Annotated in this window: 24 protein-coding genes; 10 read left to right on the forward strand and 14 right to left on the reverse strand. The window is 42.1% G+C overall.

Annotated features, from left to right (window positions below; all coding sequences use genetic code 11):
• Window positions 1-85: 85 nt before the first annotated feature.
• The gene (locus FAM09_RS27070) at window positions 86-616 is read right to left on the reverse strand and encodes a ferritin (RefSeq protein WP_136580301.1); all 531 of its coding nucleotides are present in this window, start codon (window positions 614-616) and stop codon (window positions 86-88) included.
• 78 nt (window positions 617-694) lie between these two features.
• Here FAM09_RS27070 and FAM09_RS27075 point away from each other — a divergent pair, with 78 nt between their 5' ends.
• Window positions 695-1,024: a DMT family protein gene (locus tag FAM09_RS27075; RefSeq protein ID WP_136580302.1), complete on the forward strand. Its 330-nt coding sequence runs from the start codon at window positions 695-697 to the stop codon at window positions 1,022-1,024.
• A 161-nt stretch (window positions 1,025-1,185) separates the two neighbouring features.
• Here the strand turns inward: FAM09_RS27075 and FAM09_RS27080 are convergent, their stop codons facing one another.
• Entirely contained in the window at window positions 1,186-2,202 is a 1,017-nt protein-coding gene (locus tag FAM09_RS27080; protein ID WP_136580303.1) for a beta propeller repeat protein, read from the reverse strand.
• 1,073 nt (window positions 2,203-3,275) lie between these two features.
• Between FAM09_RS27080 and FAM09_RS27085 the strand changes: the two genes are divergently transcribed.
• Window positions 3,276-3,980, forward strand: a complete 705-nt coding sequence (locus FAM09_RS27085) for a hypothetical protein (RefSeq protein ID WP_136580304.1) — start codon at window positions 3,276-3,278, stop codon at window positions 3,978-3,980.
• Between the two features lie 183 nt (window positions 3,981-4,163).
• On the opposite strand, the gene FAM09_RS27090 is transcribed toward FAM09_RS27085, so the two are convergent.
• Window positions 4,164-5,069, reverse strand: a complete 906-nt coding sequence (locus FAM09_RS27090) for a transglutaminase domain-containing protein (protein WP_136580305.1) — start codon at window positions 5,067-5,069, stop codon at window positions 4,164-4,166.
• A gap of 382 nt (window positions 5,070-5,451) precedes the next feature.
• Window positions 5,452-5,736 carry a hypothetical protein gene (locus tag FAM09_RS27095; protein ID WP_136580306.1) on the reverse strand — a complete coding sequence of 95 codons (285 nt, stop codon included), beginning with the start codon at window positions 5,734-5,736 and terminating at the stop codon, window positions 5,452-5,454.
• A gap of 586 nt (window positions 5,737-6,322) precedes the next feature.
• Between FAM09_RS27095 and FAM09_RS27100 the strand changes: the two genes are divergently transcribed.
• Window positions 6,323-6,958 carry a DUF6266 family protein gene (locus FAM09_RS27100; protein WP_136580307.1) on the forward strand — a complete coding sequence of 212 codons (636 nt, stop codon included), beginning with the start codon at window positions 6,323-6,325 and terminating at the stop codon, window positions 6,956-6,958.
• Between the two features lie 30 nt (window positions 6,959-6,988).
• On the opposite strand, the gene FAM09_RS27105 is transcribed toward FAM09_RS27100, so the two are convergent.
• A complete protein-coding gene (locus tag FAM09_RS27105; RefSeq protein WP_136580308.1) occupies window positions 6,989-7,534 on the reverse strand; it encodes a sigma-70 family RNA polymerase sigma factor in 546 nt (181 codons plus the stop codon).
• A 172-nt stretch (window positions 7,535-7,706) separates the two neighbouring features.
• Here FAM09_RS27105 and FAM09_RS27110 point away from each other — a divergent pair, with 172 nt between their 5' ends.
• From FAM09_RS27110 to FAM09_RS27120, 3 genes are all read left to right on the forward strand, one after another.
• Window positions 7,707-7,931, forward strand: a complete 225-nt coding sequence (locus FAM09_RS27110; RefSeq protein ID WP_136580309.1) for a helix-turn-helix domain-containing protein — start codon at window positions 7,707-7,709, stop codon at window positions 7,929-7,931.
• 174 nt (window positions 7,932-8,105) lie between these two features.
• The gene (gene ku, locus FAM09_RS27115; RefSeq protein WP_136580310.1) at window positions 8,106-8,897 is read left to right on the forward strand and encodes a non-homologous end joining protein Ku; all 792 of its coding nucleotides are present in this window, start codon (window positions 8,106-8,108) and stop codon (window positions 8,895-8,897) included.
• Window positions 8,898-9,167: 270 nt separating this feature from the next.
• Window positions 9,168-9,662, forward strand: a complete 495-nt coding sequence (locus tag FAM09_RS27120) for a hypothetical protein (RefSeq protein WP_136580311.1) — start codon at window positions 9,168-9,170, stop codon at window positions 9,660-9,662.
• 33 nt (window positions 9,663-9,695) lie between these two features.
• Here FAM09_RS27120 and ligD read toward each other — a convergent pair whose 3' ends face one another.
• The 4 genes from ligD to FAM09_RS27140 all read right to left on the reverse strand — a co-directional run bounded on the left by ligD (window position 9,696) and on the right by FAM09_RS27140 (window position 14,444).
• Window positions 9,696-12,485: a DNA ligase D gene (gene ligD / locus FAM09_RS27125; RefSeq protein ID WP_136580312.1), complete on the reverse strand. Its 2,790-nt coding sequence runs from the start codon at window positions 12,483-12,485 to the stop codon at window positions 9,696-9,698.
• A gap of 160 nt (window positions 12,486-12,645) precedes the next feature.
• Window positions 12,646-13,608 carry an alpha/beta fold hydrolase gene (locus FAM09_RS27130; protein WP_136580313.1) on the reverse strand — a complete coding sequence of 321 codons (963 nt, stop codon included), beginning with the start codon at window positions 13,606-13,608 and terminating at the stop codon, window positions 12,646-12,648.
• A gap of 161 nt (window positions 13,609-13,769) precedes the next feature.
• Window positions 13,770-14,030 carry a hypothetical protein gene (locus tag FAM09_RS27135; RefSeq protein ID WP_136580314.1) on the reverse strand — a complete coding sequence of 87 codons (261 nt, stop codon included), beginning with the start codon at window positions 14,028-14,030 and terminating at the stop codon, window positions 13,770-13,772.
• Window positions 14,031-14,099: 69 nt separating this feature from the next.
• The gene (locus FAM09_RS27140; RefSeq protein ID WP_136580315.1) at window positions 14,100-14,444 is read right to left on the reverse strand and encodes a hypothetical protein; all 345 of its coding nucleotides are present in this window, start codon (window positions 14,442-14,444) and stop codon (window positions 14,100-14,102) included.
• Between the two features lie 600 nt (window positions 14,445-15,044).
• Between FAM09_RS27140 and FAM09_RS27145 the strand changes: the two genes are divergently transcribed.
• Complete coding sequence (locus tag FAM09_RS27145) at window positions 15,045-16,229, forward strand: acetyl-CoA C-acyltransferase (RefSeq protein ID WP_136580316.1); 1,185 nt, start codon at window positions 15,045-15,047, stop codon at window positions 16,227-16,229.
• A 56-nt stretch (window positions 16,230-16,285) separates the two neighbouring features.
• Here FAM09_RS27145 and FAM09_RS27150 read toward each other — a convergent pair whose 3' ends face one another.
• Window positions 16,286-17,005, reverse strand: coding sequence for a hypothetical protein (locus tag FAM09_RS27150; protein ID WP_136580317.1), 720 nt, complete (start codon window positions 17,003-17,005; stop codon window positions 16,286-16,288).
• 162 nt (window positions 17,006-17,167) lie between these two features.
• On the opposite strand from FAM09_RS27150, the gene FAM09_RS27155 reads away from it, so the two are divergent.
• A complete protein-coding gene (locus FAM09_RS27155) occupies window positions 17,168-17,686 on the forward strand; it encodes a GNAT family N-acetyltransferase (protein WP_166437282.1) in 519 nt (172 codons plus the stop codon).
• Window positions 17,687-18,029: 343 nt separating this feature from the next.
• Here FAM09_RS27155 and FAM09_RS27160 read toward each other — a convergent pair whose 3' ends face one another.
• Window positions 18,030-18,416, reverse strand: a complete 387-nt coding sequence (locus FAM09_RS27160) for a single-stranded DNA-binding protein (RefSeq protein WP_136580319.1) — start codon at window positions 18,414-18,416, stop codon at window positions 18,030-18,032.
• 194 nt (window positions 18,417-18,610) lie between these two features.
• Between FAM09_RS27160 and FAM09_RS27165 the strand changes: the two genes are divergently transcribed.
• On the forward strand, window positions 18,611-19,024 hold the full coding sequence (locus FAM09_RS27165) for a hypothetical protein (protein ID WP_136580320.1): 414 nt from the start codon (window positions 18,611-18,613) through the stop codon (window positions 19,022-19,024).
• A gap of 131 nt (window positions 19,025-19,155) precedes the next feature.
• On the opposite strand, the gene FAM09_RS27170 is transcribed toward FAM09_RS27165, so the two are convergent.
• Genes FAM09_RS27170 through FAM09_RS27180 form a run of 3 tightly spaced genes read right to left on the reverse strand, consistent with a single transcriptional unit; the run spans window position 19,156 to window position 22,155 of the window.
• The gene (locus tag FAM09_RS27170) at window positions 19,156-19,866 is read right to left on the reverse strand and encodes a LytR/AlgR family response regulator transcription factor (RefSeq protein ID WP_136580321.1); all 711 of its coding nucleotides are present in this window, start codon (window positions 19,864-19,866) and stop codon (window positions 19,156-19,158) included.
• Window positions 19,863-20,909, reverse strand: coding sequence for a sensor histidine kinase (locus FAM09_RS27175; protein ID WP_136580322.1), 1,047 nt, complete (start codon window positions 20,907-20,909; stop codon window positions 19,863-19,865). Before FAM09_RS27175 ends, FAM09_RS27170 begins: the two co-directional genes overlap by 4 nt.
• Before the next feature lie 7 nt (window positions 20,910-20,916).
• Entirely contained in the window at window positions 20,917-22,155 is a 1,239-nt protein-coding gene (locus tag FAM09_RS27180) for an acyltransferase family protein (RefSeq protein ID WP_136580323.1), read from the reverse strand.
• Between the two features lie 339 nt (window positions 22,156-22,494).
• On the opposite strand from FAM09_RS27180, the gene FAM09_RS27185 reads away from it, so the two are divergent.
• Window positions 22,495-23,481 carry a pyruvate dehydrogenase complex E1 component subunit beta gene (locus tag FAM09_RS27185; protein WP_136580324.1) on the forward strand — a complete coding sequence of 329 codons (987 nt, stop codon included), beginning with the start codon at window positions 22,495-22,497 and terminating at the stop codon, window positions 23,479-23,481.
• The last annotated feature ends 680 nt before the right edge of the window (window positions 23,482-24,161 follow it).

Here is a 24,161-nt window from a genome sequence, read left to right on the forward strand (position 1 = left end):
AATAGTTTTTTTTGATTCAATGGTTGTAAATTAAAAAGCCTCCCGGCAAGTTCGGGAGGCTTTTTATATAGCAGTGATCACTTAATTAGTGTCCATGTCCACCTTTCTTTCCACCACCGCCTTGTTGGCCAGTCATGGTTGCCAGGTCGCGATCGAACAGGTACATACCACCTTTATCTTCACCGATCAGGTTCAGTTTGTCGATGACTTCACGGGCAAGGCTTTCCTCCTCGATCTGCTCGGTAACATACCATTGCAGAAAGTTATGCGTGGTATAATCTTTTTCCTGGATACACAATTCAACCAGCGCATTGATCTCGTTTGACACTTTTACTTCGTGTGAATGAACGATATCAAAGATCTCGCGGATATTTTTAAAATCCTTCTGCGGTGCAGCGAAAGGGGGAACAATAGCATGACCGCCGCGGTCGTTAATATAGCGGAACAACTTGAGCATATGCATTCTCTCTTCATCAGAATGGTGATACAGGAACTGCGCCACGCCTTTATAGCCTTTTACTTCAGCCCAGGAACCCATGGCCAGGTAATACATCGATGAATACCCTTCCAGGTCTATTTGTCGGTTTAATGCCTCTTCTATTTTGCTCGAGATCATAGTGAATGATTTAATTAATCCAAATTACTGAATAATTATTAGTTAAAATATTATTGTAATCATCTTTATTTTTGAAAAATGCGAACGATACTTTTACTCATTTGCTCCAATGTGTTTATGACAATAGCATGGTATGGTCATTTGAAACAACAACAGGTTCCCTTATGGAAAGCCATCGCAATAAGCTGGGGCATTGCCTTTTTTGAATATTGCCTTATGGTCCCTGCCAATCGCTGGGGATTTACTAACGGCTTTACCGGGTTTCAGTTGAAAATGACGCAGGAGGTGATCACCCTGGTTGTATTTACAGGCTTTGCGATGTTTTATTTACATGAGCCTTTTCACTGGCGCTACCTGGTGAGTTTTGCCTTGTTGCTGGGAGCGGTTTATTTTATGTTTAAGAAATAGCTTCAAGCCATAAGCTGTAAGCCGTCGCGCAATCAATAAATAGAAGTCCCACCAATAAAGAAGCCCCGGCGGTAATACCATCGGGGCTTTTATTTATATGTTTTCTGCTTGCAGCTTGCGGCTTGCAGCTTGCGGCTTGAAGCTTGCAGCTGTATTTATTATCACATTACCAGTTTAGCAACGCGGCCATTGCTACCTGCTAAAAAAACGGTCTTGCCATTTTTTGCCTTGCGACAAACGTGAAAACCATTCGTACTGATCAGGCGCCACGTCATACCGCTGTCGGTCGACAGATCAACGCCTGATGTGCCACAACACAACAATTTTTTATTGGTAATGTACACTACGCAACTGCGATAGCCATGGGGTGGAGTGGTAGGGTGGATCCACGTATGTCCGCCGTCGTGGGTAAGTACGCAATTACGCGTGGTATCCTTATCATTGGTAAAGTCGCCACCGGTAATGATGAAAGTATTGCTAACGCGCACCCCATCGGTGCGAACGGCAATGGAATTGGCGCCGGTACTTTCTTTGCCCTGTATAATAGGGATCGGCCGGCCGCCGGCATCATCATGTAGCCGGCTGGAGGTGCCGCCACTTACAAACAAAAAATCCTTATTGCGGAAATAATGTATGTTGCTGCCGCTGCTGGCAAAACAGGCTTCCCCGGCCATCGCGTTCGATTGCATAATGCCCGGCGTTTTGCGCCAGGTATTGCCGCCATTGGTTGTTTTGGCTATAAAGAATTTTGAGTCGATGGGGTCGCCCACCACCACGCCGTTTTTATTATCATAGAAATCCATGGCATCGAGGAACATGCCCCTGGTAGAATCGGTGAATACAACTTTCCAGGTAACGCCGCCGTCGATGGTCTTTAAGATCTTGGCTGGTTCGGCAATGCCCATGATGATAGCTGTGTGCGCATTAAAAGCCTCAATATCGCGGAAGTCGGTTTTTTCGAAACCCTTTACGATTTTCCATTGCCACGTTTTACCGCCGTCTAGCGACCTTCCAACGGTGCCATTGCTGCCACTGACCCAAACCACGTCATCATTGACCGGGCTGAGCCCTCTTATAGATACTGCTTGTCCGCTGGTGAGCAGTTCAATGGATTGTGCTGAAGAGGAAAAAATAAAGCCGGCCAACAGAACGAAAAGGAAAGATACGCGGAGGATCATGGGTGTTAATGTTTTGGGTTAGCCCCAACAATATAGGAAAATCCCAAAAAACAAATCCCAAATAGCAAAGGCAAATCCCAAAAAACAAATCCCAAATTTTAAAGGCAGTGATGAAGTTTGGAGATTGGGTTTTGGTTCAATAACCTGGTACAAATAAAAAGCCTCCCGATAAATCAGGAGGCTTTAATATCTTCAGTCGACCTACCAAATGTGAACTGTTTTCAATGGTATCGGATTTCATTTCAAAGGTAAAACACGTTTTTGGTTACGGGTTTTCAGGATATCGACTGGGCTTTTCAAGGAATTAATGGACTTGGTTTACATTCAGGCATTGGATTTAAAAGCGAACGGTTTTTCAGGATACGATCTACATACGTAACAATTACGTTTTTTGGAACGGTGGTTCTTTCACTTGATATTGGATGGTCTTCGGAATTGGATTTTAAAACCTCTTTAAAAAACTTACTACTATTTACTATTGGATCAGTAAATCAAAAATATATGTTAAACTCTTTAATTCATAGAGCAAATCTGCTCAATTTAAAATCTTCAGTTATTACGTTCCGCATAGTTTAAACAACATGGGGTGCAGGTAAATAACCAGTTAGTTGTATAGTAATTTTACTAAGATCAGGGGTTGAGAACTCCGGTAACGGGGCCGTAATAGGGACTTTTTTATCACAGTGCTTGCCCTTTGATCAATAAGAAGATTTACGGGTAGTAGGCTTCGTGAACCAAAAGGGAAAAATAGCATGGGAAATAGAAATTAACAATGCGTGGATAAAATAATCAGTTTTACTGAGGCGATGCACTAAGTAGAAATCTCGGTTGTTACATACAGATATAACTTCATTGTTCACCCGATAATAGTATGCTAAATCGATAAAAGAAGTGCAATTAGTACTACATAATTGATTACCCTTAAGTCGCCTTATGCAATCGATTGTGTAGAAATGATTTTAAGTATAGTATTTTATGCAGAAAGCTATAAAAGTACAATTACTGAAAAAGCCCGCCAGATGCAATATTTTGCAATATTTTAGCGATTTTAGGGCGTAATTCTGTTAATGGTTTTGAAAAGTATTATATACCAGATCGTATCTATTTTGGCTGTAGGGTTGTATTTCATACCAATGCTTATTGTAATAGGGAAGAAGCTTTGGCCGGCAGTACCATTTAGATTATTTGCCTTGTACTGGCTGGTATGCGCTATGGTGAACCTGATAGAATTTATTCCATTGCCATACTATGTAATGGAATTGTATACCGTGATCTATAACCTGCTCGATATTCCTTTAGTACTTACCATCATTTATTTTTCTACCTCCTCTGACGCCATTAAAAAGTTCACCAGAATAGTAGCTCCGGCGTTACTTGCTGCAGGGTTGGTAAACTGTATTATCAGGGGTTTTACTACAGATGTACTGGAATATGTGCTGGGTGGGGAATTGCTTATTGTAATAGGGGTGATCGTTTGGGAGATCATTCTGAAACTACAACAGATCAAACTAACCGGTCATGCAAAAGGTTTGCTGTTGATCTATGCCGCCCTGTTTTTTGAATATGGAACGTTCGTTGTAATTTATATCTTCGATTACTTCCTGCCGGGTACTTCTACTTCTGCCGATAACTTCCTGGTGTATTATCTGTCTTCCCTGGTAGCGCTTCCGATAGCTTTGTGCGGGTTCTTAACCAGGGGCATTAAAACGCCACCGCCCGTTGCCGATCGCGTAGAGAATCAATTCAGCAGGAACATTCCTGATTATGTGCAGCTCTAAAATGAAAAATTAAGAATTAGAAATAAGGAATGAAAAAGTAAAATCCAGTGCCGGGTAGCGAACGGAACGTATAAGTGAGTGACACAACAGAAGGTGATAGTAGTACTTAGCCGGCTAAAAAATAAGGTCATTCCCAATTGTCGCTGCTTCCTACTCCCTACTTACCACTAGCCACTAGCTATCCTATAAATTAATGATCGCGTACGCCGTTTCGCTTACGTACGGGCCGCCGGGGTAGCGGGCGGTATAATCGAGGTTGATCCAGTATTGTCCGTTTTGTTCGTGGTAATACATGTTGTCGATGGCTTCATTGCCAAACAGGTGGATAACGGCCTGCTGCATCATCTCGAACTGTTTTTCGTCGCCGCACAACAATTCAGGGTACAAGTGACCGTCTGTTAAGATCATGCGGCAATGAGCGCCTATTGCTTTCATACACGTCACCATCAGGATGGTGTGGTCATCGCAATCGCCGCCCAGGCCATTTCCGATGGTTTCCTTGGCTGTGGCAAAGTATTCATCCCTTTCTGAGTCTGACACATACTTGAAGTTGCTGTTAATGTGCTTGAACAGCGACAGGATGCGCACCTGTGACCCATATTTGGGATAGTATTCATCAAAAGACTCCAGGGAGTGTTTAACAGAATAGTTGCGGACCACAGAATCGGTGGCAATTACTTTTGATTGAAGCGATTTTACCGTTTTGGTAAGCGGGCCATCAAAAAAGGTTGGACGTAAAACCAGGTCTATTTCCTTCTGCTCCTTTTTACCCCAGTTATTTTGCACCATGGTTTTGTAATCCCTGATCATATTGCCAAAACCGTAGCCGTTGGTAAGCTGGTTGTAGATGAGCACCAATATCAATAAACCTACCGCAGGTAACAGTAAAAAGCGAAACAGCCGAAGGGTGAGAAATGTAAGTGCACCGGCGAGTATAATTGAAACGGTGAGGTCAAGGTTCCAGTCGCCAAGAATTAATGGTGGAATATACCGGTTGATGAGCGGCGCCAAAGGAATTACTGCCAGTATGCTGATTAAAACCAGCAGCACTTTTCGGGTATGGCCATATTTGTCCTGGGCGTGGTTCATAAAGCAAAAGATTTACAGAAAACCTAAATTCAACCATTTTTTTTACATGGCAAGTGTTAACGCTTTCTGTATTTAACCGGTAAAGAGTTCTCCTGATATCGCAGTAAAATAATGTATGGAGTGGTATCAGGCGCTTACCGTCAGTTGACCAAATTGAATCCCCCAAAAATCCGTGAAACAATATGGTAACCGGCTAAAGCAAACTTACGAAAATCCCTTTAGAAAGGCAAGGGTTTAGAGCATAAGGTTTAAAGTAAAGTGTGTGATTAAATGAAAAGAAAAAGGTTTAAAGTTGTTCTCACTTTAAATGAAATTTCTATGTAAGATCCAGATCATTTAGTGAGTACCTGCTTTAAACCTTCTACTATTACTTTAGAACTGACTACTCGTCATCTTCTTCCTCATAATAGGCATCCTGGCTGTCGTTATACACAGCTTCCCATTCCTTCACTTTATCATCGCTTAACAATTCCAGGATGTCGAAAATCGGGTCAGCTTTCTTTTTCCATACCAATACAGGCATATCCTCATATTGGGTAATGTACAGGCACTGGTCAGTTTCTACCGTTATCTTAATAAGCGTTACAGGTTCGTCTTCTTTTTCCTGTATCAAGTAATAACAGCCGGGCTCTAATAATGCATACGAATACATACTAATATCCTCCACCTTTTTTAATGTTTCAAAAAAGAAGAATCAACAGGTTGCAAGCCGAACTAAATGGGTAGTGTACGTCGCTTCGTTCTACAGAATTTTATGGGTTGTTCCATGTAGTATAATGGGATGGGTAAGTAAAGTTTCCCGGAACGCGTACAAACCAAAATTAGGATAAATAATCACACCCACCACGATTGGAAAGGCTGCCAGCACGAATTTATAATTTGTTTAAAAATGTCTATTGATAATCAGTTGTTTATGAAATTTAGCGTTATTAGCCTTTAAACATTAATTGATGAAATTTAAATTTTTCGCCCGGCCATTGAAAAGCTGTTTTTGGCATCGGTTTTAATGCCGGCAACCTGGCAGAAACTCCTTTTGACTGTCATATTGAAAGTGGGCCAGGGTAAGAATCGGGCAGGCGGAAGGTTTTGTTCTGGAATCACAGGGACCTGACAGGGACCTGACAGGGACCTCACAGGGACTTCACCCGGAAATTATCCCGGTGAGGTGCGGGTTAGCTCCCGGGTAAGCCCTTGTTTTTTGGGATTGATGTGTGAAAAAATTTATATTTATAGCCTGATCAATACCAAACGCTATGGCAAAGTTTACCGAGGGTATAAACGGCCCGTTCAAGGGCAAAGTTGGTACCGTAATTGGCGCTTCGTGGAAGGGCATCCCTTACATGCGATCGCGTCCTAAAAAGCGCACGAGTGAGCCAAGTGAAAGAGAAATGGCTAACCGGAAAAAATGGGCTATGTCCCAATTCTGGTTGCAGCCCGTGCTTGATTTTGTTCAGCTTGGGTTTAAAGGGTATAGCCCGAAATCGGAAGGGTTTGTGGCTGCGAAGTCTTATTTAATGAAGAATGCATTTGAAAGCGAAGGGCCCGATATTCATATAAACCCGGCCCTGGTAAAAGTAAGCGCGGGCGACCTGCCATTACCGGCAACCATGCAGATAACCCAGTTGGAAGCCCGGCTGATACAATTCACGTGGGACACAGCCTTTCCCGGGGAAAAGGCACATGAGGGCGACCAGGTTATGCTGCTGGCTTATAATATTGATGATGGAGATGCCGATTGTAATCTGATTGGGCAGTTACGAAAGAACGGCTCAGATGTATTGAAATTGTCAAAAAATGCTGCCGGGACCTTTCATTTGTATGCAGCTTTTAATGCGTATGACCGAAGCCGGCAGTCGGATAGTATGTACCTGGGAACGGTAGAAGTGTAAAAGCTTTACTACCCAAATTACTTTCGGCGCTCACAGGCAGGCCTGCACTTTGCCGCGTACCAACTGAATGCCGCGCACTTTCTGGTTTCGAACGGTGTGAACAGAAAGCTGTAACCGCCGGGCTATTTGTTTATTGCTTAGCCCGCCAAAGTAGCTATACAAAACAATTTTACGGCATTGGACCGGCAATGCTTCCACGCTATAATATACGTCGCGTAAAATTTCTGCTTGGGTAATTGCATTCAATACGGGTTCATCAAACTCATCCGTTAATACGCGCAGGTCGGCCTTTGCCCTGGCCATATGTTGTGCTTTTTGTTTATGGTTAATACAGGCATTGCGGGTACTGATGTATAAAAACGCCTTTACCGCATAAACCGAATTGAACTGATCTTCTTTCTGCCAGTATTTTAAAAATATTTCTGTTACAATATCTTCAGCCGCCAATTGATCGGTCAGGAGCTTTCGCGCAAAAAAAACCAACGGATCATAAAAACGGTTGTAGATATTGGTGAACGCAACGGATCCCGCCTCATTCCATTGCGCTATACCGTTACAAGGGTGCGGTAGGTGCATACAACAGGTTTACTGGTTTAGTTAAATGTGCAGACTGTTGAAGTGGCTGGGTGGGAATATGATTACCAGGGAATAGCCGGCAAAAATAAGGAAAATATATAATGTGGGGTCGGTATCCCACATCTTTTTTATGAATTTCGGTGATCTTACCCCCATTGTTTAATCATCTATAATGAAAGCAGGGGAGGACAAAGAGACCTTAAAAAAGTTTGGCGGTAATTTAAAGAAGATCAGAAAGCACAAGGGCTTTAGCTTGCGTACTTTGTCGCACGAATGTTCTATTGACTTCAGCGATATCGGAAAAATTGAACGCGGCGAAATAAATGTTACTTTACTCACTATTGTACAACTGGCCAAGGCGCTGGAAGTTTCTCCCGATGAATTATTTAAATGGTGAAAAGCAATCCTTCTGCGCAAAAAAATACCCATTTGCAGCGTTTCGCCGGAAATAATGGCCTTACCAATGTAATCAGCAGTTCGGAACGGGTTTGTAAGCACAAAATATAAATACTACTCATGTAAGGGAATTCTCCACTGGCATAATTGTTTCAGCACTACTAAAAAATCTCTTATGCGAGCCATTTGGACCGGGGCCATCGGTTTCGGATTAGTAAATATTCCCGTAAAATTATTCAGCGCCGTACAAGCCAGTGAGCTTGACCTGGATATGCTTGATAAAAAGGACCACTCCAATATCAAATTCAAACGTGTTAATGAAAAAACAGGTAAGGAGGTTGCCTGGGAGAATATTGTACGTGGTTATAATTTAGATGGCCATTATGTGGTACTCACTGAAGAAGATTTTCAAAAGGTACGGCCTGAAAAGAACAAGATCATCAACATTACAGAGTTTGTTGATGAAACGGAAATAGATACGATGTATTATGAAAATCCCTATTACCTGGCGCCGGAAAAGAATGGGGTAAAAGCGTATAACCTGTTGCGTGATGCCCTGGAAGAAACCGGTAAAGTGGGCCTGGGAACTTATGTATTGCGGAACAAAGAAAGCATCTGTTTGATAAAGCCGCATGAAAATATACTGGTGTTGAATAAGATACGTTTTGGGGAAGAAATACGCGATACCTCGGAACTGGAGGTCAAAGAAACGAAAAGCAATCCGGCGGAATTGAAAATGGCCATAGCACTGATTAACCAATTGTCTGGTGAATTCGATATTTCACATTTTAAAGATACTTATTCAACAGAGCTAATGAAGCTGATCAGGCTTAAAGCAAAGGGCAAGAAAATTGAAAAACCCACTTTGCGCGTGGTGCATTCACGATCACAGGATCTTATGGAACAATTGAAAGCCAGCCTGGGGAAAAAAGAGAAAGGGGGAGGTCGTAGAAAGACGGCATCCTGATGGAAATTAAAAATGAAAAATTAAAAACGAAGAATAAAAAAAGAAATACAGTTTTGTGAACCGGGTGCCGTAAATGTGAAATGGTCCTCTACTTTTATTTTCTATTTTAATTCTTCATTTCTCATTTCACTGCATCTTCCTTGGAAAAAATTCATTAAATTAGTAGTGATCCTATTCGTGTGTTTTCAACCGCCCTTAAGGAATTGAATTTAACGTTTGCCAGAATGATACCGGAATGATTTTTTATTAATTCATCAAAACCTCACGCTTGTGGAATATCAACAAATAGCGGAAATTTTGAATGACCTTTCTACCATTAACCGCGAAAGGGCTAAGGCTTATGAAGAAGCATCTTTTCTGAATTTTATTTTTAACCTGGAATTACGAGGCACATTTGCATTACTGGCCAATCAAAGCCGTCAAAACAGTTTTGCGCTCCGCCAATACCTGGAGCAGTTTCAATACAACCATCCCTCATTTAAAAAGCCATTACCGCAGCTTACGTTTGGTGATTTGTATAACCACTGGAAAAACATGGGTGTTTCTTTTTCTGGTCCTAATATTTACGACATGCTGAAAAGCAGCGAGCAGGGTGAAGAAGCCATCCAGGTAATTTACAGCAAGGCGATCGATCAGTTACCCGCCGGCGACCTGCATTATCTTTTAGAAACGCAGTTACGGGGCCTGCATACTTCACACAGTATAGTAAAAAGTATTTTGAACCAGCCGCAGAAAATGCCGCAGAAGGTCAGGAAATCGAGCTAAGGGATGTTCATAAGTTTTTAAATTGGGGAAACTTTATTCGCTTTGCATGTCATTGATCTTGCTGAGCACTTTTTTCAGATTGATGCCTTTGCCTAATACCGGTTTAAATATATCACCTACTTCTTTTGCCCGGTCGTACATGTTATCAATGGTAAAGTTCTGTATGCTTAAGCCTTTTTTTACTTCCTCCCAATGCAAGGGCGCAGATGCTGTTGCGCCAGGTTTGGGGCGTAATGAATAAGGCGCTGCAATAGTTTGTATAGACCTGTTCTGTAAATAATCCAGGTAGATCTTGTTTTTTCTTTTGGCCGGACTACGCTCCAGGCTGGTAAACGACGGTATTTCATGGTAAACAAGCGTAACCAGCAATTCGGCTAACTGTCTCGATTGGTCGTAGTCATATATCGCTCCTAATGGAATATAAATATGCAAGCCGGTTGAACCGGATGTTTTGCAATACGTATCTATTTCCAGATCATCGGCCAACGCTTTAACAACCTGCGCGGCTTCAATCACTTTATCAAAAGAGATCTTACCCGGGTCAAGATCAATGACGCACCAGGTAGGGTTATCAGGTTTCCTGGTAGTGCTGTGCCAGGGATTCATTTCAATGCAGCCCAGGTTAGCCATATATAGCAACGAGGCTTCATCGGTACATACCAGGTATTGTTTTTTCTCTCCGTCGGATTCGCTTACATAATCGTGCTTTTCGATCCAGTCGGCTACTTTGCCGGTTACATCTTTTTGGTAGAAGCTGGGCTTTTTTATACCATTGGGAAAGCGGTTCATCGATTGCGGCCGGTCTTTCATATAAGGCAGCATATAGGGCGCGATGCGTTCATAATAATTCAGCATATCCCGCTTCGTGATCTTCTCAGCCGGCCAGTATATTTTATCGAGATTGGTAAAGGTTAATTCCTTTTTGTTGATAATGATAACCTGTTCCTTGTCGGTGTCATTCAGAAAACTTTTCGTCGTTTTGGCTGAAGGTTTTTGTTCTGCGTTAAGCGTTCTGCGTTTAGCGTTTCCGGAAGCAGTTTTCTTTTTAGCTGTTTTTGTTTGCATCTTTTTAGTGGTTTGGCTTCGTTGTTGTGATGCGCTTTCTTCTTCTCCTTCCTTTACAGCGGTAGCGGTGCGAACCGCTTTTTCTTTATGTACATCTTTCGCTTTTTTGTCTTCCCGTAATCCCATGAAAATAGGTTGCCGCAGGATATTATCTTTTGTCCATTCAGAAAACTTGACCTCGCAAACCAGCACCGGTTTTACCCAGGTACAGGGCATATTGGTCTTTGGCTTTTTTTCAAAGGGCGAAGTAGCTGTAACCAAAGGCTTCAGTTTTTTGTAAATGGTTTCCAGGGATTGTTCAGTAAAACCGGATCCGCTATGACCTACGTATTTCAATCTGTTGTTTTCATACACGCCTAATACCAATGCGCCAAAATGACTACGGCTACCCCGGCTTTCTGTAAAGCCGCCGATCACTACTTCCTGTCGTTGATTGGCTTTAATTTTTAGCCATTGTTTGGTACGTACCTTTGGGGTGTAAGTACTATCGATGGCTTTGGCTATAATACCTTCCAGTCCTTGTTGTGTGACAGCCTCAAAAAATTGACTGCCTTTCTTTTCAATATGATCACTGTACCTGACCAGGGGATGTTCCGGAAGGACCTGCTGTAATATTTCTTTGCGTTCATGCAAAGGCAGGTTCATAAGGTTATAACCGTTGAGCCACAAAAGATCAAATGCATAATAAATCAGTTCGCCCTGACCGGTCTTTTGCCATTGCTGCAACAACTGGAACTTGCTTTTGCCGGCTTCATTGAGGGCAACGATCTCACCATCGATAACAGCTTCCAATTCCAATTCCTGTAAAGCTGTTACTACCGGTGAAAATTTTTGATTGTAAGAAAGGTTCTTTCTCGACATGATGGTAACATCGTTTCCGTTGATGTAGGAAAGGGCGCGGTACCCATCGTATTTTATTTCAAATACCCAGTCTTTATCGTCAAACGGTTCATCAGTGAGGGTTGCCAGCATGGGAATAATGCCTGAAGGCATTGGCCGGCGTTCACCTTTTTTAATGAGGTTGTCTATTGCGGCGGGGACTTTTTTTTTAGCCGCCTGCTTTTTTGTTGCAGTCGTTCTTTGGGACGATTTTTTAGCGGGCGCTTTGGCAGATATTGTTTTTTTAGCAGCGCTGCTTTTTTTAGCAGTTGATTTCTTGTTGCTCTCCCACACGTTGGTGCTTTCTTTGGCTACCTGTTCCAGTTTCAAACCCGATTGAACAGATTTATTCTTTTTGGTTACATCTGAAGTAGAGGCGTATTTGTCGCGTTTTTTAATCAACAGCCAGGCATTGTCTTCACTGCTTTTTATATGTACCAGGGCAAAATCACCCTTTAGTTTTTTTCCGTGTAACCGGATCTTGAGGTCGCCTTTTCGTAATTGGCCAAGCAGGTGGTTCTCTGCTTTTTTTCCGCCTTCTTCAAATTCCATGGGTTCGTAAGTACCTTCATCCCATACGATCACAGTGCCGGCGCCATAATTGCCGGGCGGAATAATGCCTTCAAAGTCTTTATAATCGTAGGGATGATCTTCCACCATCATGGCCAGCCGTTTGTCCTCAGGGTTCATCGATGGGCCTTTGGGAATGGCCCAGGATTTCAGCACGCCTTCCATTTCAAGGCGGAAATCATAATGCAAACGGGAAGCATCATGTTTTTGAACAACAAAGCTCAGTGCACCGGAAGTTGCTTTCTTTTTGCCTTCCGGCTCCGGCGTTTTATTGAATGATCTTTTCTTTTTATACGTGGTTAGGCCCATCTTTTCAGTTTCTGGTTTGTGGTTTCTGGTTTTTGGTTATTCGCCTCATTCGAAATCCGCTATCAGCAAATTGAAATATGCAAAATGCTAATGCAAAATGCACGCCCCGGCAGCTTAGTCTTACCCTATCTATATTTCTCTGTTTTTCATTCTTCATTCTTCATTTTAGAAAGGTCAGCAAAATCTGCTTAAACTGCCCAAGATCCTGTATGTGCGGAATATGGCCGATGCCGGGTAATTCCAATAATAAGGCATTGGGAATTTGCTCTTTTGTTTTCTTCGCCAGCGCGGGATATTGACCATATTTGTTTTTATCGTCCTCACTTAACAAGGCTTTCCCAACAACGGTTCTGTCTTCCGAACCAATGATCAACAGAGTAGGGGCAGTAATGCGATCCCATTCGTAACAAACGGGTTCTTCGTAGATCATTTGGTACGTGATGGCATTAATACGTGCAATGCGGGGAAATTCAGGGTTTTTAAGCGCATCCGCCTGGGCCTGTACATATTGCTCGTATTCGGGCTTCCATTGCGGATAATAAGTTTGCTGATATTTTTTATACGATTCGTAGGTGGCGTTTATTTCTTTTTGGTATACCTGATCTAAAGTTTGGTAGGGAACAAAGCGCTGGTAATCTTCCAGTCCGATAGGATTTTCCAGTACTAATTTTTCAACTTTCTGCGGATACATCATGGAAAAGCGGGCAGCCAGCATTCCCCCCATGGAATGGCCAACCAGGTATACTTTATCTATATGCAGGGAATCGAGCAGGCGATTCATTGCATAGGACAACAAATGAAAGCTGTAATGAAGTTCCGGTTTATCAGAAAGGCCCCAGCCAGGTTGATCGGGTACGATCACCCGAAAACCGGCTTTCACTAAAAAGGCCATTACATCTTTCCAGTAATAGCCATTGAAATTCTTGCCATGAAAAAGCAACACTGTTTTGTGCCTTGGTGAATCGGGCATTGCATCCATATAGGCAATCTGGACAGGCTTTTTCTCTAAAACAATGTTGAATTTTTTAACCGGGTAGGGGTACGTCAGTTGTGCCTGTGTGTATAGCGTGGTGAACAGGCAAAATAGCATCGCCAGGTATTTGGGATAATGTTTATGCAACATGCAGGTATAAATTAGTGCATGAAGTTACATGCATTTGGTAACCTTTTATAGTTTCTGATATTTTAACAGTAAAGCAGGGGTCAATAAATCTGATGTACGCAAGCACTCAGCCAGCATAACGTAAACAGGCGTAGATGAAATCCACGGTTTGGTATTAGGGGCTAGCCTGGATCGGATTCAATTTTTTCTTTTACCATCTCTATTAAAATATTCAACTGACGGGGATCCATAATGTTTTTTTGATGTCCCATTTCATATTCGTTGAACAATACATCACCTTGTTGGGTAAGGGTGAAAAGATAATTGTCATCTGAGAAAACATCGAATACGATCAAATCGCCAAAATCCCTTTCCTTGATCTGGCAGGAAATGGTTTTGCCACTTACCGATAGTTCCATCGTTTTTGTTTGCAATTCTTCCATACCTGCAATATTTGAATTAATAAATGAGGAAATGGTTCAAACTGTACTAACAATTTTCAAAAAAATGCATTAAGAAAAGATAGCTTGTTCTTCACGTTCCTGCACCGGGATCCTCTTTATGAGGTCGTCATAATTCTCTTCTTCATGGGTAGTATAGGCGCCATATGCATCCATAGTATAACCCATAGTACCATCGTTTGCCTGTATCAGGTAAACGATAGAAGAGTCTGCCGGATCGGAGGCACCTTCAAAACGATAGGTCTTAATAATGGTTAAGTCTTCCGGTTTATAAAATTTACCATTGGTGGTAGTGAATTTATCTTTGGAAATTTTAAACTCATTATCGTTATGTTGTTGTCTCAACTTCTCCAATACTTCGGTTAAGGTTGTCATTTCAGAAGGCCTCGTTTCCATAAATATGTTTTTTAATGAATAAAAAGGTCAGCGATCGATAAATGCCAAACTGCTATTATTTACGTGTTGTCTTATTATTATTGTTTCAAAAACCTGTGCCACCCTAAAACCTTGAATTATATTGGTTTTTCACCTTGAATTTACGGAAGCCTTATACCTGGTAGCTGCTTTGTTGAAGAAGCGGCCTAATTGAAGAAATTTTTCTACACAAAATCTGTCCTGGGCTGATCGCTATTCATTTCCCGTACTGGTAAAAGCTATGGAGTAGGACTGGCATAATATTTTTAATAGTTATTACGAGCGATAATTTTTTCCTTCCGGCAATTAACACTTTTTTAGAAGAGCTGATAAGAATGCTGGATACAGAAATGTAAAAAGGGAAAAAAATATCACGAGCCCCGGGTAAAAACCGGGGTTTTTTATTGGGAATTATGGTGAGTAGTGAATGCCTGCCTTTTGCCGGCCTGTGTTGCCCTTGAACAATTTGATTGGTTTAATATCCTGGAATTTGACTTTTGGAATTTTGTCAGCTAACGATTGTTAGCAAAACTATATCTTTGTCCTTTCAATCTTGAACCGCATCTTAAAAGAACTTACTATATGAATAAAAAGGAAGTATATGTTATTTCAGCCGTGCGAACACCCATGGGTAGTTTTGGCGGCAGCCTGAAAGATTTTTCTGCTACAAAACTGGGCGCCATCGCTATTAAAGCTGCTTTGGAGAAAGCAGGTCTGCAACCTAACCAGGTGCAGGATGTGTTGATGGGATGTGTGATACAATCTAATCTTGGACAGGCGCCTGCCCGGCAGGCCGCTAAATTTGCCGGTTTACCCGATGAAGTGAATTGTACCACTGTAAATAAGGTTTGCGCCAGTGGTATGAAGGCTATTGCCCAGGCGGCACAAAGCATAGCCCTGGGAGATGCCGACATTGTGGTAGCCGGTGGAATGGAAAGCATGAGCAATGTGCCGTTTTATGTTGACAGCCTGCGTTGGGGCAATAAATACGGAAACAGCAATTTAATTGATGGCCTGGCTAAAGACGGTTTAACGGATGTGTACAACGGCCAGGCAATGGGGAATGCAGCAGAATTGTGCGCCAAAGAATGCGGCATTTCGCGTAACGACCAGGATGCATTTGCCATTGAAAGTTACAAGCGCAGCCAGGCAGCCTGGGCCGAAGGGAAATTCGCCGAAGAAGTAATACCAGTAGAAATTCCGCAACGCAAAGGCGACCCCATAAAATTTTTCAAAGATGAAGAGCCTTTCAATGTAAAATTTGATAAGATCCCTGAATTGAAACCTGCCTTTCAAAAGGAAGGAACGGTTACTGCTGCCAATGCGAGTACAATGAATGACGGTGCGGCTGCATTGGTGTTAATGAGCAAAGAAAAAGCGGAGGAGTTGGGTTTGAAACCTATTGCAAAAATTATTTCTTACGCAGATGCAGAGCAGGCGCCGGAATGGTTTACAACAACTCCGGCATTAGCTGTTCCAAAAGCGGTGGCCAAGGCCGGGTTAAAAATGAGCGATATCAATTTTTGGGAATTGAACGAGGCATTTGCCGTGGTAGGTATTGAAAATACCAAACGCATGAAGCTGGATGCTGCTAAAGTAAACGTACATGGTGGCGCGGTTTCATTGGGACATCCATTGGGGTGTAGCGGGGCGCGTATCATTGTTACCCTTATCAATGTGTTGAAACAAAATAATGGTAAATATGGCGCTGCTGGTATATGCAATGGCGGTGGCGGCGCATCGGCTATGGTTATTGAACGCGTATAGGACAACAGTTTTTATATAAGAGCAAGCCCTCCCGATAGGTGGGAGGGCTTGTTTATTTATTTTGAACTGAGATCAGCCCGATAAGAGAGTAGTTCTGACCAGCTGCTTTCAACAAATTGCTGTATCACTGCCAGGTAATCTTTATAACCGCTTTCATTGTATTCTGCTTTATATCTTTCCATAAAGGGCTTTCTAAAGGATGGGTCTCTTTCTTTCCAACCGGTCTTATAACGGAATACCAGGATGTACTGGGTGGGGCCGGAACCGGAAGCCTGGTAAACGGCAACGGGTTCGTTGCTTTTCTGCCACACAACTTTTATTTTTTTCAGCAAAGCAACAATAGTATCGCCATAGCCTTGTTTTGGAAAAACATGCAGAATGGCCATTTTTTCGGAAAAGTCGAGTAAAGGAACAGAGCTTAATTCTTCCCGGTAAAAGGCATATCCTTGTGAGCCTTGTCCGGTTGTTAACGGCGAAATACTGGTATTCCAGTCGGTCATATGTTCCTTACTGATATCCTTACGTTCATCGAGCTGTGCCCAACTGTTTGGGCCTTCCGTTACATGATAGCCGCCGGCATCGGGACCGGAGATGATTTCATATGTGCGCCATTTCCACTCACCGGTATGATATTTTTGCGCATGTGAGGTAAGCGCCTTTTCAAATTCAACAACTTTGTCGGGTTTGGGGAATGCTCTGAATGTGCTTACAACATTTTTAGTTTGGCTGGTGCCAATACAAGGGATCAGTAACCAGCAGAGAAAGAGTTTTCTCATGTCTTAATGTTTTGGGTTTAATTTAATTGTTGAAGAAGGTCGTAGATAGGGAGGGAGTGGATATAGAAAAAGGATATATAAAAGGTACAAAGAATATATGTCAGGAAAAAATGATATAGGTCAACACCGTTATAAATGAGGCTTCATCAATACATTTGCATTATGAATGAGATCAGAATAAAAGAAGCTACCACCGCAGACGCGGCTTTGATTGCCGATCTAAGCCGACAAACGTTTTATGATGCGTTTGCTGCGGAGAATACAGCGGCGGATATGGATAAGTTTTTGAATGAGCGGTTCACCAGGCAAAAGCTGATGGAAGAAGTGGGTGCTGCGGGAAATACTTTTTTACTGGCTTACGATGGAGATGAAGTGGTGGGGTATGCGAGAATGCGGGAAACGGCTAGTCCAATTTTAACCGAAGAAGGACCCGCCATTGAATTAGCCCGTTTATATGCGGTACAGAAAAGTATAGGCAAAGGAGTGGGGAAGGCCCTGATGCAACATTGCGTAAATTTTGCACAACAAAGAGGCGCCCGGATCATTTGGTTGGGTGTATGGGAGAATAATCAAAGAGCCATTGCTTTTTATACCAAATGGGGATTTGAAAAATTCAGCGAGCATGTATTTATGTTAGGCAATGATGCCCAAACAGATTGGCTTATGAAAAAGATGTTGTAATAACAAACCCGCCGATAGAGATCAGCGGGTTTACACACAACATCGACAAGTTACCCACATAAGCCTGGATTTTGGCACCCCAGGATGAGCACTTCATAGTACACCATAAAACATACACTTATACTAAACATGGCTTAACAAGCTCAGAGATCATTTGCGATGCTGCCCGGTTTGCGGGTTGAATGGAGCGTTCAACATGGGCTTTGGTGCGGCTCTTCTTCAGAAATTGTACGCTTCACATGACATTACAAGCTGCACTATGCTGATTTTGGATTTTACCGCCCAATATGAACACCATATACAACACCACAACATCGGCAAGCACTCAACTACACCGAAAACATTATGCTTCAGTTAGCGCGTCTTCTTCCTGCTCTACGTATTCGGTTTGAGGCTTACCGCCGCCCAGCAAGAGCAATTCGTTCAGCACCACTTCAGTAACATAACGTTTTATGCCATTCTTATCGGTGTAGTGGCGATGCACCAGCTTGCCGGCCACAGCTACTTCTCTGCCTTTAGTTAAGAATTTTTCTGCTATTTCTGCCAGTTTACCCCAGGCTATAACGTTATGCCAGGAAGTTTCGGTAATTCTTTCGCCTTTGGAATTGCGGTAAGTATCATTGGTTGCTATTGAAAAGCGGGCAACTTTTTTACCGTTTTCAGTAGTGCGTATTTCAGGTAATTGGCCTAAGTTTCCTATTAGCTGAACTTTATTTCTAATTGCGTACATAACTGTAAGTTTTAAAGATTATTAATTTATTTCAGTCTATCCGGCGCCGTTCGATTGACAACACAAAGATGTACGGCTTTTTATCCGGTTAACCGGTTTTTATGCATTTGTATTCGGATATAAACGTTTATTGTCGTTTATAAACGACTATTTTTTGTACTTTCCCTTTTTAATAGCCATCTAAACCTTTGATAATGACTGTTAAAAACTGCCTGGCTTGTGAGAAGCCTATTAAAGGCCGTACTGATAAGAAATTCTGCGACGATTCATGCCGGAATAATTACAATAATCGGTTAAACAGCGACGCGACTGTATTGGTACGGAATATCAATAACATTTTGCGTAAGAACCGGCGGATATTGGAGGAATTGCTATCGGCGCTGGAAAAGAAAGTTCTGGTGATCGATAAGCAAAAACTGGTTGAAAAGGGTTATCAATTTGAATACTTCACCGAACATTATACGACCAAAGAGAGTGAACAATATTATTACTGTTACGATTATGCTTACCGTCCATTGCAGGATGAAAAGTTATTGGTAGTAAAGGACACCCGCAAAAAGACGTTTCCCAATGAAAGGAATCATCGGTTAGTAAAGAGTGCAGATTAAAAGCGGGCTATACAATTGCCGATTTTTTTTGTAGCAGATCAGGCAGGCCATTTTCCTTGAAGGCAAAAAGTGCCTAAGTCCTCCAGGCCAAAGTATTTGAATGGAAGTAGGTTGTAGAAATTTGCGATAACCTACTTTTTCAGCAACTTATTATTTACAATCTTCTCCATCATCTCCTCTTTCTGATATTTGGAAATGGGTATCTGGTACTTGTTGGCAACGTGCAGTATGTTGCCCTCGATGGATTGAATACATTGGATGTTTACCAGGTATGATTTGTGCGGCTGTATGAACTGGCCTGCCGGTAATTTTTCCTGTAAAGCTTTTAAGGTGGAGTGGGTGATTAGTTTTTTATCGGGTGTATACAGCGCTACATAATTCTCCATGGCCTCCACAAACAACAGCTCATGAAAATTAACTTTTTCCAGTTTGTTATCGGTTTTAATGAACAGGTAGTTGGTGTCTTTGCTTGAGGCTCCTGCAAAGTAATCGTAGGCTTTGTTGGCTGCCTTTAAAAATCGCTCGAATGAAATGGGTTTTAACAGGTAATCCAATATATCCAGTTCATAGCCTTTGATGGCGTATTGCTCGTAGGCGGTTGTAAATATTACCTTCGGCGCCTGGGAGGTGTTTTTTAAAAAGTCAATTCCGGTAACATAGGGCATTTCTATATCAAGGAAAAGCAGGTCAACTGGTTGTTGCTTTAATAACGAGTTTAATTGAACCGCATCTTCACAAACGCCAACCAGTTCCAGGAAATCAATTTTATCAATATAGCCTTGTAGTCCTTTGCGGGCTAATGGTTCATCGTCGGTTATAATACATTTTATGGTTGGCGTCATGGTACTTGTAATTGTATTTGTGCAAAAAAGCTGGTATCCTTTTTTACAACAGTAAAGGTATGTTTTGCCGGGTATAATAATTCCAGCCTTCGTTGCAGGTTTTCAAGTCCAATTCCGTTCCGGGGCTGTGAACTGTTCTCTTTTATCCATGCTGTTTCTATTGGTATTGAGTTCTCAACCATAAAGCAAATGCGGTCATTTTCTTTGCGGGCTTCAATAGTGATGCAATAATCACCCCCTACATATTTAAACGCATTTTCTACCAGCGGCAAAAACAGCAGGGGATAGATCTGCTCGCTATTCAATGCCTGATCAAAATGCACCTGCAGTTGCAATTTATCGGAGCTTCTTACTTTTTGCAGATCGATAAAGTTATGCAGGTAATGCAGCTCCTGGTTTACCGGTACGGTTTGTTGCTGATCGTACAACTGGTACCGTAATAGTTCGGAAAACTTCTCTATACTTTTCTTTGCCTCTGCTACATTATCATCCATTTGAAAATAAACGGTGTTAAGCGCATTGAATAGAAAATGTGGGTGGTATTGCGCTTTTAGAAACTTGAGCTCTGTTTGCAAATGGTCATTGGTCATTTTTTCGAGTAAGAGCTTATTGTTTACATAGGCCTGTAACAGCTTGCTGCTTCGAACCACCGTATAGTACACCAAACAAAATAATAGGGGAATTATATTGATAGTGGCAAAATCGCCCCAGCTTAAGCCGTCGTCAGTCAGCGCTGCCACGGGGGTAAATATGGCGTTGTTGGTCACCTCTGTAATTATTATTACCCAGCCCAGTTCCTGTAATATTATTTTGAAATTAATGGTGTGTTGTAATCTTTTATCAAACCGTTGAAACAGTTTGTCAAATGCAAATAGCATTATATATCCTGTGCCTATACAAAAGATAACTTCAATGGCAGTGATCATCCAATCGCGTCGCCAGAACCGGAAATGCGCGACCGTATCATTGATCACCCGTATATTGGCGTAGATAAACAAGCCAAACAAACCCGGGAAAACATATTTCCAAAACCATTTCATCATTTGTAATTTACGATATTTGAATGGCCGGTTGTATTATTTCAACCGTTTTCTCCTGTACAGTGTTACCGCCAGTTTCAACAACAGGCTTTATCTCTTTTTTCTTCGGTTTCATCCCAAACAGGAAACGCATTACGGAATAAGGCCTGATGAACAAATGATAAATACACATTATCAGCGCAAAGGAAATAATAAAAGTGAATACAAATTTGCTTAGTACCGTATCGCTGGTTCTCATTACATAAAATACTACAACCACTATTATTGTCTGGTGTAAAATATAGAACGGATATACGGTTTTGTTTATATAATTCTGTATGCGGTGTTTTTTATTCAGATATCGTTTGCCATATCCAATAGCGGTGAAGATCCAGCTCCAGGCAGTAAGCGGATATAGCGCTATATACGCATATGTACGCCAGTCGCTTCGCACGTTGGCGATAACCTGATAAGGCTCCATATGGTTCCAGCGTAAGTAATAGATAAGGATAATGCTCAGAAAAGCCAGCAGAAGAGAGATGCGGCGGTTCCTTTCAAGACTATCCATCAAAGCGGGAAAATTGATACAGGTAAAGCCTGTTATTAAGAAAAAGATCCAGTATACATGCCGGCCCCAATCATGTATCAGGTCGTGCGTTTCGGGAAAGTATAAATTCATGGCGGTATAGGCAATTACACTTGGCACTATCAGCAGATAGATCCATTTACGGCTTGCCAGTTTGTTAAAGAATGACAATCGTTGTTTGCCGCGTTCGCTCATGCTCCATTTGAATGCCGGCGCCAATAAAATGTCGTACAAAAAAAGATAAACAATAAACCACAGGTGATGCCAACTGAAATTACCTGCCGGGTACACGCCACTGGTAAAAACACTAGGGTAGAAGTCGGCAAAGTTCCCTTTAAAGCCTTGCGCCAGTCTTTCCATGTAAACCTGAGGTGGTACAATCACCAGTATTCCGAATAACAATGGGATAAATAGCCGCCGGAAGCGTAAACCGATGAAGTTTCCAGTGGTTCTGCTTTTCAACATAAAATACGTTACGGTGCCAGAAATGAAAAACAGCAACGGCATTCTGAAGCGGCCAAGCCAGAAGTTGAATTCCATGAGCAGGTTGCTGGTCTCTTTATTTTTAAGGTGCCATTCCCATTCTGCCACAAATGCCATGGATGAATGAAGAAAGAAAACTGCGAGGATCGATAAAATACGTAGCCAGTCTAGATAAGCCTGACGGGTAGAAACAGGTTGCATACCGCTAATTTTCTACAAACCTAGTTTCCTGGTTTCCGCGGGTAAAATTACTTTGACGTGTGGACGGATTGGGCGGGTGAAAAGACGGGGAATAATTAAAAACGAGGAATGAGGAAGGGAATTGGAAGTCAGGAGGCAGAATATGCTCTTTTTTACTTCAGATAATTAAAAAAATCCATGAGTTAGCTGCCTGAATTGGTTTGAAATCAGCCAGCCGCGGGCTTTTTGCGGTTCAGCCTGACTTTCTGTCTATTAGACATTTAATTTATTATTGCCCGGCAATTTGTTATTATGCTCTTCAACCAATAATTTTGCCGGGTTTTAAAAACTGAATACAGAATGGCAAGAACTATCGCATTTCGCGAAGCACTCCGCGAAGCTATGAGTGAAGAAATGAGAAGAGACGACCGGGTTTTCCTGATGGGTGAAGAAGTAGCTGAATACAATGGCGCCTATAAAGTAAGCCAGGGTATGCTGGCAGAATTCGGCCCTAAAAGAGTTATTGATACCCCTATTGCCGAGCTCGGTTTCGCCGGTATTGCGGTAGGTGCTGCTCAAAACGGTTTACGTCCTATCGTTGAATTCATGACCTGGAACTTTGCCGTACTGGCATTGGACCAGATCTTAAACACAGCTTCAAAAATGCTGGCGATGAGCGGTGGACAAATTGGTTGTCCTATCGTTTTCCGCGGGCCAAACGGTTCTGCCGGCCAGTTGGGTGCCCAGCACTCTACTGCTTTTGAAAGCTACTACGCAAATATTCCGGGCATTAAAGTAGTTTCTCCTTCTAACCCATACGACGCCAAAGGTTTGATGAAAGCCGCCATCCGCGATGAGGATCCGGTAATGTTCATGGAGAGCGAAGTCATGTATGGCGATAAAGGCGAAGTTCCTGAAGAAGAGTACATTATTGAAATTGGTAAAGCCGACGTTAAGAAACAAGGTAGCGATGTTACCATTGTTTCCTACAATAAAATGATGAAAGTAGCGCTGGGCGCCGCCGCTGAACTGGAAAAAGAAGGGGTAAGCGCTGAAGTGGTTGACCTGCGTTCTATTCGTCCGCTCGACTGGCAAACAATCCTCGAGAGCGTTAAAAAGACCAACCGCCTGGTGATCGTAGAAGAGCAATGGCCCATGTGTTCAGTATCTTCTGAGATTGCTTACCGCATTCAAAAAGAAGGTTTCGATTTCCTGGATGCGCCTATCCGCCGCATAACTGCTGCTGATGCGCCGCTGCACTATGCTGCGAACCTGGTTGAAGCCGCTTTACCGAACGTTGAACGCACGGTAAAACTGGTGAAAGAGGTTATGTATATGAAGAAATAAAAAGGCAAAGAGGCAACGAGCCAACAGCCTGCTTCCACGCTACTGAATATACTGTAAATTAATTGGCTATAGCAAATTGCGTAAGCATAAGCTGTAGCCAGTTTTTTTTATGGAGAAGGCAGAACGCTTAACGCTGAAGGCTGAACGCAAAACGCTGAACGCTTACTTGAAACCGGCGCCTGGTAACCGGTAACTAATAAAAAAGCCAGACTTTCGTCCGGCCGTCTTGCTTGCTTTGGATAATAATAAAAAAGCTTACTGAAATATTTTCAATACAGAGGAGCATAAGGTTAACAAACCATACATGCCTCCAAGAATTAATCCACCTAAAAGTGCTAAACGGGTAATAACTTTAGATAATGACAGGTGAGAACGAACATCTACTGCGGATGCCTTCATAAGTAACGGATTTGGTTAGAAATTGTGTTTTTTAAAGGATATGTCACAAAATAATATGTATTCATAAGTCGCGCAAGGTAGTTTTACTAGGTAATCTCCTTTCTTTTATTCTTTTTTTAACAGTCCCCCACGTTTTGGCAAAGATTGCCATTTTTACTCTGAAAATGAATAGTTTAGCAAATTAGCTTATAGATTCCTGTGCTAATTATGTATTATTGCCCTAAGAGGTTCCATTCCAATCATTACTTTTGACAAATTAGACAAACATTCTATTTAATTAT

Origin of the sequence: Niastella caeni (assembly GCF_004834005.1) — a bacterium.
Taxonomy (GTDB): domain Bacteria; phylum Bacteroidota; class Bacteroidia; order Chitinophagales; family Chitinophagaceae; genus Niastella; species Niastella caeni.

Excerpts from the sequence above, each read along its gene's own strand:
- FAM09_RS27070 (WP_136580301.1), bottom strand. The coding sequence starts at position 616 with ATGATCTCGAGCAAAATAGAAGAGGCATTAAACCGACAAATAGACCTG.
- FAM09_RS27075 (WP_136580302.1), top strand. The coding sequence starts at position 695 with ATGCGAACGATACTTTTACTCATTTGCTCCAATGTGTTTATGACAATA.
- FAM09_RS27080 (WP_136580303.1), bottom strand. The coding sequence starts at position 2,202 with ATGATCCTCCGCGTATCTTTCCTTTTCGTTCTGTTGGCCGGCTTTATT.
- FAM09_RS27090 (WP_136580305.1), bottom strand. The coding sequence starts at position 5,069 with ATGAACCACGCCCAGGACAAATATGGCCATACCCGAAAAGTGCTGCTG.
- FAM09_RS27100 (WP_136580307.1), top strand. The coding sequence starts at position 6,323 with ATGGCAAAGTTTACCGAGGGTATAAACGGCCCGTTCAAGGGCAAAGTT.
- FAM09_RS27105 (WP_136580308.1), bottom strand. The coding sequence starts at position 7,534 with ATGCACCTACCGCACCCTTGTAACGGTATAGCGCAATGGAATGAGGCG.
- FAM09_RS27110 (WP_136580309.1), top strand. The coding sequence starts at position 7,707 with ATGAAAGCAGGGGAGGACAAAGAGACCTTAAAAAAGTTTGGCGGTAAT.
- ku (WP_136580310.1), top strand. The coding sequence starts at position 8,106 with ATGCGAGCCATTTGGACCGGGGCCATCGGTTTCGGATTAGTAAATATT.
- ligD (WP_136580312.1), bottom strand. The coding sequence starts at position 12,485 with ATGGGCCTAACCACGTATAAAAAGAAAAGATCATTCAATAAAACGCCG.
- FAM09_RS27130 (WP_136580313.1), bottom strand. The coding sequence starts at position 13,608 with ATGTTGCATAAACATTATCCCAAATACCTGGCGATGCTATTTTGCCTG.
- FAM09_RS27135 (WP_136580314.1), bottom strand. The coding sequence starts at position 14,030 with ATGGAAGAATTGCAAACAAAAACGATGGAACTATCGGTAAGTGGCAAA.
- FAM09_RS27140 (WP_136580315.1), bottom strand. The coding sequence starts at position 14,444 with ATGGAAACGAGGCCTTCTGAAATGACAACCTTAACCGAAGTATTGGAG.
- FAM09_RS27145 (WP_136580316.1), top strand. The coding sequence starts at position 15,045 with ATGAATAAAAAGGAAGTATATGTTATTTCAGCCGTGCGAACACCCATG.
- FAM09_RS27150 (WP_136580317.1), bottom strand. The coding sequence starts at position 17,005 with ATGAGAAAACTCTTTCTCTGCTGGTTACTGATCCCTTGTATTGGCACC.
- FAM09_RS27155 (WP_166437282.1), top strand. The coding sequence starts at position 17,168 with ATGAATGAGATCAGAATAAAAGAAGCTACCACCGCAGACGCGGCTTTG.
- FAM09_RS27160 (WP_136580319.1), bottom strand. The coding sequence starts at position 18,416 with ATGTACGCAATTAGAAATAAAGTTCAGCTAATAGGAAACTTAGGCCAA.
- FAM09_RS27165 (WP_136580320.1), top strand. The coding sequence starts at position 18,611 with ATGACTGTTAAAAACTGCCTGGCTTGTGAGAAGCCTATTAAAGGCCGT.
- FAM09_RS27170 (WP_136580321.1), bottom strand. The coding sequence starts at position 19,866 with ATGACGCCAACCATAAAATGTATTATAACCGACGATGAACCATTAGCC.
- FAM09_RS27175 (WP_136580322.1), bottom strand. The coding sequence starts at position 20,909 with ATGATGAAATGGTTTTGGAAATATGTTTTCCCGGGTTTGTTTGGCTTG.
- FAM09_RS27180 (WP_136580323.1), bottom strand. The coding sequence starts at position 22,155 with ATGCAACCTGTTTCTACCCGTCAGGCTTATCTAGACTGGCTACGTATT.
- FAM09_RS27185 (WP_136580324.1), top strand. The coding sequence starts at position 22,495 with ATGGCAAGAACTATCGCATTTCGCGAAGCACTCCGCGAAGCTATGAGT.